Source organism: Dyadobacter endophyticus (assembly GCF_014641595.1).
In the GTDB taxonomy this organism is placed as follows: Bacteria; Bacteroidota; Bacteroidia; order Cytophagales; family Spirosomataceae; genus Dyadobacter; species Dyadobacter endophyticus.
In genome coordinates this window covers 2,114,108-2,128,316 of the sequence record NZ_BMIA01000001.1, presented here as the reverse complement: position 1 = coordinate 2,128,316, position 14,209 = coordinate 2,114,108, and the positions used below count along the sequence as shown (strand labels likewise).

Annotated in this window: 10 protein-coding genes; 8 read left to right on the top strand and 2 right to left on the bottom strand. The window is 53.1% G+C overall.

Going from position 1 to position 14,209, the window contains the following annotated elements; all coding sequences use genetic code 11:
- Positions 1 to 21: 21 nt before the first annotated feature.
- From IEY24_RS08850 to IEY24_RS08840, 3 genes are all read left to right on the top strand, one after another.
- A complete protein-coding gene (locus IEY24_RS08850) occupies positions 22 to 1,692 on the top strand; it encodes a RagB/SusD family nutrient uptake outer membrane protein (protein ID WP_188930727.1) in 1,671 nt (556 codons plus the stop codon).
- Positions 1,693 to 1,734: 42 nt separating this feature from the next.
- On the top strand, positions 1,735 to 4,242 hold the full coding sequence (locus IEY24_RS08845; RefSeq protein WP_188930725.1) for a hypothetical protein: 2,508 nt from the start codon (positions 1,735 to 1,737) through the stop codon (positions 4,240 to 4,242).
- A 150-nt stretch (positions 4,243 to 4,392) separates the two neighbouring features.
- On the top strand, positions 4,393 to 5,466 hold the full coding sequence (locus tag IEY24_RS08840; RefSeq protein ID WP_188930723.1) for an NAD(P)H-dependent flavin oxidoreductase: 1,074 nt from the start codon (positions 4,393 to 4,395) through the stop codon (positions 5,464 to 5,466).
- Positions 5,467 to 5,484: 18 nt separating this feature from the next.
- Here IEY24_RS08840 and IEY24_RS08835 read toward each other — a convergent pair whose 3' ends face one another.
- Entirely contained in the window at positions 5,485 to 9,024 is a 3,540-nt protein-coding gene (locus IEY24_RS08835; RefSeq protein WP_188930721.1) for an ABC transporter permease/M1 family aminopeptidase, read from the bottom strand.
- On the bottom strand, positions 9,018 to 9,914 hold the full coding sequence (locus IEY24_RS08830; RefSeq protein WP_188930719.1) for an ABC transporter ATP-binding protein: 897 nt from the start codon (positions 9,912 to 9,914) through the stop codon (positions 9,018 to 9,020). Before IEY24_RS08830 ends, IEY24_RS08835 begins: the two co-directional genes overlap by 7 nt.
- Positions 9,915 to 9,976: 62 nt before the next feature.
- Here IEY24_RS08830 and IEY24_RS08825 point away from each other — a divergent pair, with 62 nt between their 5' ends.
- The 5 genes from IEY24_RS08825 to IEY24_RS08805 all read left to right on the top strand — a co-directional run bounded on the left by IEY24_RS08825 (position 9,977) and on the right by IEY24_RS08805 (position 14,176).
- Positions 9,977 to 11,605, top strand: a complete 1,629-nt coding sequence (locus IEY24_RS08825; protein WP_188930717.1) for a sensor histidine kinase — start codon at positions 9,977 to 9,979, stop codon at positions 11,603 to 11,605.
- Positions 11,602 to 12,318 carry a LytR/AlgR family response regulator transcription factor gene (locus IEY24_RS08820; protein ID WP_188930715.1) on the top strand — a complete coding sequence of 239 codons (717 nt, stop codon included), beginning with the start codon at positions 11,602 to 11,604 and terminating at the stop codon, positions 12,316 to 12,318. Before IEY24_RS08825 ends, IEY24_RS08820 begins: the two co-directional genes overlap by 4 nt.
- A gap of 72 nt (positions 12,319 to 12,390) precedes the next feature.
- Positions 12,391 to 12,795, top strand: a complete 405-nt coding sequence (locus tag IEY24_RS08815) for a hypothetical protein (protein WP_188930713.1) — start codon at positions 12,391 to 12,393, stop codon at positions 12,793 to 12,795.
- Positions 12,792 to 13,451: a TatD family hydrolase gene (locus IEY24_RS08810; protein ID WP_188930711.1), complete on the top strand. Its 660-nt coding sequence runs from the start codon at positions 12,792 to 12,794 to the stop codon at positions 13,449 to 13,451. Before IEY24_RS08815 ends, IEY24_RS08810 begins: the two co-directional genes overlap by 4 nt.
- Positions 13,451 to 14,176: a tRNA threonylcarbamoyladenosine dehydratase gene (locus IEY24_RS08805; protein ID WP_188930709.1), complete on the top strand. Its 726-nt coding sequence runs from the start codon at positions 13,451 to 13,453 to the stop codon at positions 14,174 to 14,176. Before IEY24_RS08810 ends, IEY24_RS08805 begins: the two co-directional genes overlap by 1 nt.
- Positions 14,177 to 14,209 lie beyond the last annotated feature (33 nt).

Sequence of the window (14,209 nt, the reverse complement as noted above, 5' to 3'; positions counted from 1 at the left end):
ACCTTTTTTGACTAATAAATCATGAAAAAGACCCTATTTTTGCTGATCCTCACCGGGGCTACCAGCTGCCATACCCTCGATCTCAATCCACTCTCGGAGGCATCTACCGGCACATTCTATTCCAACCAGACCGAGCTTGAACTCGCCGTAAACGACTTGTGCCGGCTTGCATTCTGGGGTAACGACAACGAGCTTTTCAGTGACAACGAATGGCACCGCGGGCAACTGACCAATGCCGTGATCGGCGGCACCATGAATGCCGACGACGCAGCCGTGCAGACGTTTTGGCTCAATTCTTACAAAGCCATCGCCCGCGTCAACTCATTTCTTGCAAACAAAGACCGTGCCGCGTCCAGTACCCCTGCTGCGGTAATGCTGCGGCTGGAAGCGGAAATGCGGCTGATACGCGCCTACCAGTACTCACGGCTGGTCACGCATTTCGGCGATGTCCCGTTGCTGACCGACCCGGTGGCTTTGGAGGAGTCCTATGACATTGCCCGCAAAAACCAGACGGAAGTCCTGCAATTTGTCTTCGACGAGCTCGATTTCGCGGCCGCTAACTTGCCGGTTGCCTACGGCACTTCGGAGACAAAACGGCTGACGAAAGGTGCTGCGCTGGCGATCAAGGCACGCACAGCATTGTACACCGGCAAATGGCAGGCCGCTCGTGACGCTTCCAAAGCGGTGATTGACCTGGGTGCTTATGCGCTGCACACGAGCTATTCACAGTTATTTTTGAAGGCCGGGGAAACCAGTAAGGAGCTTATTATCAGCATTCCCCGCGATGAAAAGCAGCAGGTTTTCAACGGCGCTGGTTATGTGCAGGACAATATCCCACGTAATGCCGGCGGCTTTGGCGCCCAGCTGCCCACGCGTGACATGATGGACGCCTACGAATGCACGGACGGGAAGCCGATCGATGAATCGGCATTGTATGACCCCCGGTCCCCATTCAAGAACCGCGATCCGAGACTCACGGCGACCATCGTCGAGTTTAACACCCAGTGGTTGGGCTACAATTACATGCCGCACCCAGACTCCCTAACAGTGTTCAGTTCGAAGGAAAACCGCCGTGTCCCCAACAAAGACACCCGCGCCGTGGCCGCATTCGCGAGCTTTACAGGCCTGCTTTGGAAAAAAGGCATCGACCAGACATGGCCAGACCGGCTTGTGGAGGACAACGACGCCATTATCATCCGCTATGCCGAAATGCTCCTGACGTACGCAGAGGCCAAAATTGAGCTTGGAGAAATCGACGGAAGCGTTTTGAACGCTGTTAACCAGGTCAGGGCCAGGGCATATGGGGTGAGTGCGGAAAATTCCGGCGCCTACCCAGCTATTACCATGACCAATGCGGCAGCACTACGCAAAGTACTGCGCCGCGAGCGCCGCGTGGAATTCCCGCGCGAAGGGTTGCGGTATATGGACCTGATTCGCTGGAAATTGGCCGAAAAGGCGTTGTCGACGCCAGTCATTGGCCTGCCTGACCCTGGGGCTCAGAACCGCGCCAAATGGCCTTTCCCTGGCGTGACACCGCTCGACGACGATGGCCTGGCCGACTATTCCGGTTTCGGCACGGATGTAAAAGTGCTTTCCCAGCGAAATTTCGACAAATCCCGGCAATACCTCTGGCCGATCCCGGCGGTGGAGCGGCGAGTAAACGCGAACATCACCCAGAATGCGGGATATTAATTCTAAATTTTACAATTGATTTTCAAACCAATGAGTTTTTCGATGAAAAGAAATCGTGTGTGGGTGTTTGTGGCTGGTTCCCTGATGTGTATGGCCCAGCCGGTAATTGCGCAAACCCCGAAACAGCCTTCGTACAGCGGTATTTACCCGCATTTGGCGATGTACAATAACGAAGGTGAATGCGGTACAGGGGCGATTGTGCCCTGGGCCGGGAAATTGTGGGCGATTACTTACGGCCCGCACCTGCCGTTTGGCTCTTCCGACAAGCTGTACGAAATCGGGGCCGACCTCAAACAGACGGTCCGCCCCGAAAGCATCGGTGGTACGCCCGCCAACCGGATGATCCACCGCGAAAGCAACCAGCTATTTATAGGTCCTTATGCGATCGACAGCAAGGGAGCGGTACGCACGATTCCGTATAAAATTATGCCGGGCATCGCTATGCCGGGCATCGCAATGCCCGGCCGCCATACCGGCAATGCCCGCCACCTCACAGACCCTGCCGGAAAGATTCTTTACGGTACGATGGAAGAAGGTTTTTATGAGGTAGATGTGAAAATGCTTACCCCCAAAATGCTTTATGAGGACGGCAATATCGACCGCAACAAGGAGACCAACAAGGCTACCTACCAAACGAAAGGCCTGCTCCCGGGTACGCACGGGAAAGGTTTTTACTCTGGCCAGGGAGTGGCTGTTTATTCCAACAACGGCGAGCCGGGCCGGAAGGCTGAAATCCAGTTTGACATCGAATCCGGGTCGTTATCGGAATGGGACGGAAAAAACTGGAAGGTGGTTCGCCGCAACCAGTTTGTGGAAGTAACCGGGCCGGGAGGCATTTACGGCAATGCCAACCCGGCAACCGACCCGATCTGGGCCACGGGCTGGGACCACAAATCGGTGTTACTTGGCGTGCGCGATCATGGGAAATGGACTTTTTATCGCCTCCCCAAGGCCAGTCACGCCTACGACGGTGCTCACGGCTGGAATACCGAATGGCCGCGTATACGGGATGTTGGTACGGCACAACAAGCCGATTACCTGATGACGATGCACGGCATGTTCTGGAAGTTTCCGGGGCAGTTCAATTCGCGAAACAGTGCCGGCATCCGTCCGCGTTCGGCCTATTTGAAAGTAATCGGCGATTTTACCCGCTGGAACGAGCGGCTCGTTTTCGGCTGCGACGACTCGGCCCAGCGCGAGTTTCTGAACAAGCGCAAGGCCAAGGGTGGGATAGAGGGTCCCGGTCAATCCAATTCCAATCTTTGGTTTACACCCATTAACCTGCCCGACCAGCTGGGACCTAATTCCGCAGAGGGTTCGGTCTGGTTGAACGAAGCCGTTAAAGCAGGCGAAAGCTCCGAGCCGTTCCTGTTCGCGGGCTGGGCGCATCGCTCAGTGTGGATACGCAACGACGGAGACAGCGAAACGGGTTTTGTATTTGAAGTGGATAAAAAGGGGAATGGGGAATGGTCGGTGCTGAAAACCGTGAAAGTCGGTGCGCACGCGGCTTCAAATATAGCATTTACCGCTGCCGAATCGGGCGAATGGGTGCGCGTGCGGCCACAAAAGACTACGCGAGCAACGGTTCATTTTACCTATACTTCCGACGACAGGCGCGTGAGTACTCCGAATACGGTTTTCAAAGGGCTTAGTAATGCCAGTGCGGTTGCAAGCCATGGCGGATTACTCTATGGTTTGGGTGAAAACCGGCGGGTACTGGGCATTGCCGCGATGGATTTCAGCAGCGCCAGGCCTGGGGAGGCAGGCTACTACGAGCTCGACGCCAATATGAAGCTCAATCGCCGGGAGGATCCTGAAATGCATGCATTTATTAAAACAAAATTTGCTATTCCTAAACAGGTGGTGACCGTGGACGCCTCATCGGTGCTCGTGGTGGACGACAAAGGCCGTCGCTGGCGGCTTCCGCTGGGTAATGCGGCATTCACCGGCCTCACTAACCAGGCCTCGCTGCGCATTTGCCGCGAAGTGGCCACCGAGCGTGATCTTTTCAACTGCCATGGCACCTTTTATGAATTGCCCGCAGAAAATGCGGATGGCTATGCTAAAATCCGACCGGTTTCGTCGCATAACCTGCGCATTCATGACTATGCTTCCTACCGCGGCTTGTTGGTCATGACGGGCATCGATCCGAAAGCAATGCAGCACAGCGAGCACATTATCGTTTCGGAGGACAAAAAGGCGGCGGTATGGGCCGGTGCCATTGATGATCTCTGGAAACTGGGTAAGCCAACCGGCCACGGCGGTCCGTGGAAAGCCACGTCTGTAAATGCAAATGAAAGCTCAGATCCTTACCTGATTGGTTTTTATGATAAAAAGGATTTGAAACTTTCGCATGACGCTAAAGAGGCCGTGACATTTACGCTCGAAGCCGATCCGGTTGGAAACGGTCCATGGATGGCGTATAAAACGTTCACAGTAAAACCGGGGGAAACCGTTTCATTTGCATTTCCGCAAAATTTCTCGGCACGCTGGGTACGGTTTAAGGCAGACAAACCGTGCAAGGCAACAACCCTGCTCGATTACAAATAAGCCATATTCCCAGAAACCCTCGAACTGACCTACGCGCAGTTCGAGGGTTTTTTAGGCTGATGCAAAATGTGATGTAGGTCACATATGGCTGAGCGTTTTCTCTGCTTAATTTGTGTAGCGGGTTTCACTTACCGCCCGCGGTCTGGATTTATGTGGAATCAAACCAATGTTTCCCGCACGCTGGGAATTGAATATCCGATACTGCAAGGCCCTTTTGGAGGTAATCTGTCGTCTATAAAACTCGTTTCGACGGTTTCCAACCTCGGCGGAATGGGCGGGTACGGCGCCTACATGCTCACGCCCGACGAAATCGTCACACTGGATAAAGAGCTGAAACAAGCCACCAATAAACCCTATAACATCAATCTCTGGGTAGCCGACAGCGATTTCCCCGACGGAGAAATCTCAGATGAACAATTTGAAAAAGCTGCTGCGTTGGTAAAACCGTTTTTTGAAGAACTTGGTGCGCCGTTGCCCGCGAAGCCCAAAGCCTACCCGTCGCGGTTTGAAAACCAGGTAGAAGCATTGCTGACCACCAAACCGCCCGTTTTCAGCTTTATTTTCGGGCTGCCTTCGCAAACCATCCTGGAAGAATTTCATAAAAAAGGCATTAAACTCATCGGTAATGCGACCACGCTCGACGAAGCCATTGCACTGGACAATGCCGGTATCGATGTCATCATTGCTTCCGGTTTCGAAGCCGGCGGGCACCGGCCGTCATTCCTGGAATCGCCGGAAGCTTCGCTGACCGGTACGTTTGTACTCGTGCAGCAAATTCGTGAAAAGGTGAAAACGCCGGTTGTAGCTGCCGGCGGTATTGCCGACGCCCGTGGCCTGGCAGCCGCATTGACGCTCGGGGCGGAGGGTGTGCAAATCGGTACCGCCTTCCTGGCGACCGAAGAATCCGGCGCATCGGCGTATCACCGCAATCTCCTGCATTCCGACGCCGCGCTCTACACCACTTTAACGAAAGTTTCAACAGGTCGTTTGGGCCGGGGCATCCGCAGCCGTTACACCGAAACATTGGCCGGCCATAACGATGAACTACTGCCGTTTCCATTGCAAAATCAGTTTATCGTGCCGCTCCGCAAAGCTGCCACCGAAAAGCAGCAATATGACCTGATCATGTTCTGGAGTGGACAGATCGCGCCGGTATTAAAGCATACCAGCGCGAAAAAGCTCTTTGAGACGATCGTTGAAGAGGTGCCCGGGTATTTGAAATAAACAATATGCCGGCCTGCCTCATTTTAGCACCGCGACATTATCGTGTTCGCCCACATCGAGCATATACGACAGCGGATCGAGCATGACTGTGGCCGGTCCGTCCGGCACCGCAATGCGGATCACCGACCTCTCTTTTGAAAAATGGTGCCGTTGCAGGTAAACAGGTTTTGATGGCCCGCCGCGCGACGGTTCGCCGCCCGACGTTAATACCTGGTCGAAAACAACTATTTCGATATCGTCATCGGGTTTCAATGGTACCGGTTTGCCCGAGGTTTCGTCTGTTTTGCGAATATTTATTTCCAAAGTAAGCAGTTGTCTGTGGTTGGCCAATGGCTTGTTCGACAGTATTTTAATAGCATTATCAAATACAATAACCTTCTTGAAAAGCTCGTCGATCAACCGCATTTGGGCGGCATTTGCGCCGCGTTTCAATGCATCGATCAGGTCGGCGGGACTGGGTTTTCGTAATGGGTAACCGTGGTGCGTCACCAGTTCACGCAATGCCCGGGCCAAATGTGCCTCGCCTAAGGCTTCTTTGAGCCGAAACAGCACCAATCCTCCCTTCTGGTAATGTACAAAGGGCTGTTCCGTGGTTTTCCATAGCGGTATTTCCTTCTCGCCGACGGCACTGCGGTAGGCGAAATAGAGCTGTGTGTCCTTTACATGATACGGCCGCAGATACATTTTGCCAAAGCGTTTTTCGGTCACTAACGCTTCGGTGTATTTGGCTAGCGATTCCGTAAGCAATGCATAACCGGGCCCTGCCGGGGCTGCTACTTGTCCCGCCCACCACTGATGCGCCGTTTCGTGCGCGGTAGTGGCATAGGTATAGTTGAAACCGGCGCTGTCGCTGAGATTACTCCTGAAATTGGCCCGCTCCTGACTGAAAATAACACCCGGATAGGCCGTCGCGGAGCCGGGATAATGCGGGATTTCGGCCAAAGTCAGTTCGCGGTGCGGGTAAGGGCCGAAATGGTCAGTGCTGTAATCAACAGCGTCTTTCATGGCCTGCATCATAGCGGGGACATTTTGTGGGTGACCGGGGTGGTGGTAGATTTGGAACGTGGTGCCCTTGTACTGCTCGGTTTTCAAGGCATAGCGGCCGGAGCTCAATGCGAACATATAGGGGATCTCTTGTTCGGATTGGTAGTGGAAATACCTCCGTTTCCCTTTCACCCAGCTTTTTATCAATGTGCCGGTGGTAACTGCCTGCTGATCTGCTTCGGTGGAGATAATGTTTTGAAAATGAATGAAATGGTAATCGTGATCGGTTGATATTCTGCTTTTGTGGAGAGGCAGGCCGTTTTGCCTTCGCTGTTCTGCATCTTCTATTTCGTAGGCTGGCCGGTATCCGAAATACGGCAGGTACTTTTCCAACTCAATGTAGGAGCCATTGACGGCAACCGCATGCTCGCTGTTAAAAGTTTTAAAAGCGGATCGGTCCGCGCGGATTTCGAAATGGATGGTCGTTTCCTGGCCGGGCATCAGGCGTTGATCGGGCCGATACCAATGCTGCCCGAAGGTTTCATCCGACGATAAGTGTGAAGCACCTTCGGGGTGCATTGCTACCAGGTCGATGTCCGGGTCTATACCAATCCATAGCCGCGTAATGGGCTGTTTGGACTGGTTTTTAACCTTCAAATTACCTTTTACCGTGTAATAATGGCCCGAAGGAAAAAGGTTGGTTTGAAGATCGACAGCCGTAACCACCGGCTGTGGAAGGTTTTCAAGCGGCTTGTATTTCCGTTCATATTGCGTCTGCCATGCCGTATCTGCCGCCCCGGTGCGGTTGTGGGCAGAATGGCCGGTTTTATTTTGAATATAAAAACCAGTACCGACTGCGAAAAGGGCACAAAGCCACCTGAAAGCTACATTTGTCCTGATGGGCGTTATCCCGGCATATAGGTGCCTGAACGAATGTGTCTTCCCGTTGCCCGGCCAAAGGCGCACCGCGATGGACGCGAGCCCCAGCGCGACGAATGTCCAATAGAGCATGTACCAATTAAAGGCTAAACCGCTGTGCCCAAAGCCGTGAAAGTCGGAGTAGTGCAGGCGCGGAGCGGTGGCGAAGCGTGCCAGATAGCTTTCGACGCCCAGTTTTCTGCCAAAAATGAAGACCCCGATCACCAGTCCACTGATGAGCATCCCCAGGTATTTGTTGGACACGAGGGTTTGGATGAATACGATCAGGATCGCATAGAGCACCAGGGGAAGGCCTGCATAGTAATAGAGCGAAAAGTAGGTTCCCCATTCCAAAACCTCAAATCCTGAAAACAATTGGACCGACATGCCGATCGCGATGTGAACGGTAATGAGGGCCAGAATCCAGGCGATCAATGCGAGGGATTTGGCAATGGCGAAGACAGTCAGGGAAACCGGCGTGGCGAAAATCAGCGATTGGATTCCCGTGGCTTTTTCCCGGTGTATCACCTCGGAAGCATAAAAAATGATCAGCAGCAATGCCGGACGGACGGCTATGAGCTGCTCGGCAAGAATTCCGCTGGTTGCGTAGCTGCGCACACCATAGGGGCCGTTGGAAAGATTTCCAAAAAGCTCGACTGCATTGAAAAATAGCCATATTGCAAAAAGTAGCATTGTTAATATTGGACTGAAAAGTGTCTTCGCTTCCAGGCGGAATACCCGCAAAAAGGCCTGCCAGTGATAAATTGGTTGCTGAATGTGCGTACTGATCGTGCGGTAGGGAGCGGAGGCCAGGATTTGCACATCCGGGTTGGCTTTTGTGTCTTTTTCTGATAAAATCCTGAATTTGAACCGACTGTAAGCCAGTCCCAGCAGGGCCAGAGAAATGGCGGTCCAGAGCAGGCGGTTGGCTAAGAAAATCGGGGTGATAGGGAACAGCTCCCGGTTGCGCCGCCAGGCCGGCCAGTTCATGGTTTCTCCGAAAAACGCCGTAAAACCGAAAGGATCGATCAGTACCGAAAACCAGCCGGGGCCTCCCGGGGCAGGTATGGAACCGGCCATCACCGGTGAATTACCCAAAATGGAAGCCATGAAGTAGGTAATGAAAATCAAAACGCCGGCCGCGTACACGAATCGGGCGTTGCGGGTAAGCAATGCAGCCGCGAATACAATGCTGCAACAAAAAACCACCCCGGGAAGGCCGAATGCAAGCAATGGTGCCAGGTAATGGGAGAAATGGAAGGGCCCGAGCTGTTCGGGCGGGGCTATGAAAGATACAGTTGCCGTGCCCATTGCGGCAAGAGACACAATCAGAAAAACGGCCCCGAGCAGCCCCAGAAGCCGGACTGTGAAATAGGACATACGGCCGATGCTGGTAGTGAAGATGAGCGGCTCCATGCGGTGGTGGGCGTCGCGCAGGACTACGGAGGCACAGGCGAGCGTGCTCACGAAAATGGTGAATAGTGAAAGCAGGCAAATGACGAAATTGATCACGTGGGGTGCGTTCCGGTGAATTTCCTCGCCGCCAAAGTTGCCGAACGGCATCGCAACACCCAACGCCAGGAACAGCAATGCCGCAATACGGAAGGCAATCTGCCGGAAATGATAGCCCATTTCGAAGCGCAGTGCGGCTAGCATGACGCCACCTCCTTCCACCCTGTGCCCGGGAGCTTGGCAAAGTATACGTCTTCCAGCCCGGGCTCGAATGCTTCGAAACCGCTGGCCGGTTGCTCTCCCGCGAGTACATGCACGTGAATGCGCCCCGCTACCCTGCGCGTGGAAATGACGTGAACGGTGGTTTGCAATTCGGCGAGTTCTGACGGCGTTACCGTTTTGCGCCATAGTTGCCCTTTGAGCGCGCTTGTCAACGTTTCCGGTCTGCCTTCGAGCACGATTCTGCCGGTTGCCAATACCGCCATTTGCGGGCAAAGGTCGTGCACGTCGTCCACGATATGGGTGGAGAGTATCACGACAATTTGTTCCCCGATCTCACTCAGCAGGTCGTGAAAGCGGTGACGTTCGGAGGGGTCAAGCCCGGCGGTGGGTTCGTCGACGATCACCAGTTGCGGATTGCCCAGCAATGCCTGCGCGATGCCAAAGCGTTGGCGCATTCCCCCTGAAAAGGTACTCACAGCCTGCCTGCGGTGCTGATAGAGGTTGGTTCGCTGCAATAGGGCCGCTACTTGCTCCCGTCTGCCGGCCTTGTGGACCAAACCCTTCAATACGGCCAAATGATCGAGCAAATCTTCCGCTGAAATGCCCGGATATACTCCGAAATCCTGTGGGAGGTAGCCGAGCCGGCTTCTCAGCCAGGTGGTGTCGTGGGCAATATCCCGGCCGTCGAAGGTTACCAGCCCGTTGTCGGGTTGTGTAAGCGTGGCCAGGATCCGCATAAAAGTCGATTTACCCGCGCCATTCGGACCGAGTAAGCCGAACATGCCGTTCGGTATTTCGAGCGAAACGCCGTCCAGCGCACGGGTGCCGTTAGGATAGGTTTTGGAAAGTCCCTGAATTTTCAATCGTTGCATGACATGGCTTTTGAAGTTTAAGCTTCAAAGATGAATGCACGAAAGCGGGTATTCAATTAATAATGAGGAAGGTGCTGCGGGCGGTGATGAACGACTTTGTCGGACCGTTTTACCTGCCTGTTTTACCAATATCACCAAAATCGCGACGGTCGTCATTAATTTTTGACAGCAAGCGCATAGTCGGGTTTATTTGCAGGATGGCGGCAATAGAAAAATGGGTTGGCGTGCTGACGCGCCGGAGGGATACGGGACTTTTCATGGGTTTGTTCTGCTGGGTTTCGATCGGTTTTACGATCGGGCGCGACGATCCGTGGGACGCATATTTTCAGTCGATGACTGCATTGACCCTACTTTGGTCACCTGTGCTCGTGGCTACCTGGATGCGCGGAGGGAGCGATGAGGGGCGTTTCGGGGGGCGCAACAGACGTTATTGGTTGGTGTGCTTTTTGGGATATTTGCCCTTGCTATTGGTGTTGTCGGGAGCACTTATGGATGCAGGAGCGTTGTTTTGGCCGGTTGTTTTTACCGGCGGGCTTTGCATTGCCGCGCTGGAATGCTTGCTGGTCGCGGATAGCCAGTATATCAGCCGGTTGCGCCATGTAAAATGGGTACGGAAGCTGAGCCTGGAAAAGGCCGTGCTGATCAGCATCACCGGGCTTGCATTGCTGCTGGGCGCAATGGCGGTGTCGAGTCTCGACAATCCGGCCTACCATTCGGGTAAGCAACTGCTCATTGGTTTTGAAATACATATTCTTAAAATCCTTGCTCGGTTTCCAACGTTCATCAGTTTCTCCCTGCAACTGCTGCTGATGTACCTGGCAGGGTATTTCTTTTTTTATATCAACAGCCGCTTGCTCGTTCCGCGTATTCTGAAAGAACGGGGCATTTTGTATTACCTTCTTTGTTCGACGGCGCTGGTAGGTGTTTTTTACCCTTTCTGGGGAGAGTTGCTGGCCGGCTTGCCCCTCTGCAAGGTGCTGGGAGGTGTATTTTCGGCGAATCCTTTTGTAGCGGAAAATGCATTTGGCGCGGTACTGGTGCTGGCGGTGAGTCTCCCGGTACTGTTGGCGATTCAATGGGCGAGGCAGAACAGCCTGATCACAGCCCTGCAACACGAAAAATCCCTCGCAGAGCTCGACCTTTTGAAACAGCAGTTGAACCCGCATTTTTTTTTCAATACACTCAATAATCTCTATGCATTGAGCCTGCAACGTTCAGAGCAGACCCCGGAAAGCATATTGCAGCTATCGGAACTAATGCGTTACGTGATTTACAAAGCCAAAGAGCCATTGGTGGGTGTGGAAGACGAGGTCAAGTACCTGAACGATTACCTGCAATTGCAGAAGATCAGAGTTAAAAAGGGCCTCGATCTGCAATTTGATAGCGAAATCACGGATGGTACGGTGCTGGTCGCGCCGCTGTTGCTGATCGTTTTTGTGGAGAATGCCTTCAAGCACGGTGTTGAAAATGCGGAGGAGGCTGCATTCCTGCACATTAGTCTCCAAGCCGACCGGCATTCTGTTCGTTTTATCTGTAAAAATTCGTTCGAACCGGCGGCGGATGCGCATACCGGCATCGGATTGACTAATTTGCGGAAACGGCTGGCATTGCTCTACCCGGGGAAACACCGGTTAACTACGGAAGCAGCGAACGGAGTGTTTGTTGCCAGCCTGGAAATTGACCTGCTATGAAATTACGCTGCCTGATTGTCGACGATGAGCCACTGGCCCATGATGTGATCCTGAGGTACCTGGAAGATATCCCGTTTCTCGAAAAAGCCGGGCAATGCTACCTCGCAACGGAGGCATTTGCCTTTCTCAACCATCAGGCCGTCGACCTTATTTTCCTCGATATCCGCATGCCGAAGCTCAGCGGGCTCGATTTTCTGCGTACGCTCGACCAGCGCCCGCTGGTTGTGATCACATCCGCGTATGAGGAGCACGCTCTGGAAAGTTTCGAGCTCGAAGTGGTCGATTACCTGCTGAAACCGTTTCGTTTCGACCGGTTCCTGAAAGCCGCCAACCGTGCATTGGAACAGCATACTTTGCGAAAACAAGCAGCTACTGCGCCCGCACAAGCCGTAACGCAGCACGAGCCGGAGCCGTTGTATATCAAATCCGACAAGAGGCTCGTCCAGATGCAGCTCGACGAGGTGTATTACCTTGAAAGCCTGGGCAATTACGTGAAGGTTTGGGGGCGGGATCAATTTCTGCTCACGCAACGGACACTGGGAAGTTTTGAAGAGCAGCTGCCAGCCGAGGCGTTCATCAGGATACACAAGTCGTTTATATTAAATAAAAAATTTGTACACTACATCGAAGGCAATATGATCCGGTTGCTGAACGGAAAGGTCTTACCGCTTGGTAAAACGTTTAAGCACGTTGTCAAACTCTTTCCGGGCTGATCCTTGAAATTTTACCGCTGGCTGGATATATTTGTTTATACACGAATTGATAGACACCACCCATGCACCATCATGAATTCACTCGATTACTTACGCGACCAGATCAGAACCTACTTCCCGGATTCGAAGGAATTACAGCTTTCGTCGGCATTCGACGGTCAGCGCCGCTTTAATTTTTACTTTGAAATAGCTCCCGGACAACGCCATTTACTTTACCTCAATTGGGACGGCGATATTGACGGTTTTACTCTGAAATGCCTTGAATTCCAGGATGCTGCATTGTTGAGAGAGCTAGCCGACGCTTATACCGAGAAAGGGTCCAAGATCTTCAACGCCGGCCAGCCGGTGGCGACACTATCATTTATATATCAGGGAGAAGACAACCTCAGGGTACGCAATTACAAAGGCAGGTCGCACATCGATTCCCATGAAATATCGGCGAGGAATCTGATGTACGCGGTCAATCCGTTTGAATGAACGGCCAGCTTCCAATGTTTCTGGATATCCATACCCATCACCCGGCCGGCGATCAGGACGTACTTGCCATTGAAAACCGGCACGGCGGTTTCGGGGACGCGGCCGCTTCCCGGTATGTGAGCGCGGGGTTGCACCCGTGGTACATCCGTCCCGAAACGCTTTCCGATGATCTCGACGCATTGCGCAAATATGCTACCCAGCACGGGGTGCTTGCAATCGGCGAATGTGGCCTCGACAAGCTTACCAAAACCGATTGGCACACGCAATGCCTCGCATTTGAACGGCAAATAGCCCTGGCAGAAGAATTGGAAAAGCCAGTGATTGTGCATTGCGTGAAAGCATTTGAGGAGTGCCTGGCATTTTTGAAACAAACCGGCGTCCCCGTTGTTTTTCATGGGATCAATAATCGCCTTTCAGTAACCCGTCCGGTGATTGATGCGGGCTATTTCCTGTCGTTCGGAAAGGCACTGCTTCATCCCAACGATGCCATTACCGAGGCATTCAGGGCTGTTCCGATGGAGCAGCTTTTTCTGGAAACCGACGATACCGGTGCCGACATCCGCGAAATCTACAAAACCGCGGCACAGCTGCGGAATATTCCCGAAAAAGAGATTGCTTTGCAGCTCGAAACGAATTTTGGCAAAGTATTTAAATAATGACGGAGGATTTTTCCTGGCTTTCCAGGACTGAATTATTGGTTGGAAGAGAAAACCTGATAAAGCTCAGCCGGGCGCATGTACTGGTGATCGGGCTGGGCGGAGTCGGTTCGTTTGCCGCCGAATTTATATGTCGCGGCGGGGTAGGGACGATGACCATCGTGGATGGCGACGTAGTTGACCCGACCAACCGTAACCGGCAACTGCCCGCCCTGGCGACGAATCACGGCCAAAGCAAGGCCGATATTATGGCCGAGCGTCTCAAAGCCATCAACCCGGAGCTCACTTTAAATGTCGTGAAAAGTTTCGTAACGCCGGATGCGGTGGAGCAAATCCTTTCGATGACCAACTATGATTATATTATTGACGCGATCGACAGCGTAACCCCGAAACTGACTTTCCTCACGCAGGCGTACAAGCGCAACATACGAATTGTGAGCTCGATGGGCGCGGGTGGGAAAATGGATCCGACCAAACTGAAAGTGGTCGACATTTCCAAAACCTTTAACTGCCCGTTTGCCCAGCAGGTGAGGAAAAACCTTAAAAAGGCAGGAATTTACAAGGGTATCAAGGCGGTATTTTCAACCGAAGAGCAAATCCGCGAATCGCTCATCCTCACCGATGGGAGCAATTATAAGAAGTCAGCTTACGGTACCATGCCTTATCTCCCCGCCACTTTCGGAGCGACCTGCGCATCGGTGGTGCTGCGGGATTTGATTGGTTAGTGGCCGGTAACGGCCATTCCCAGTTCACTCACA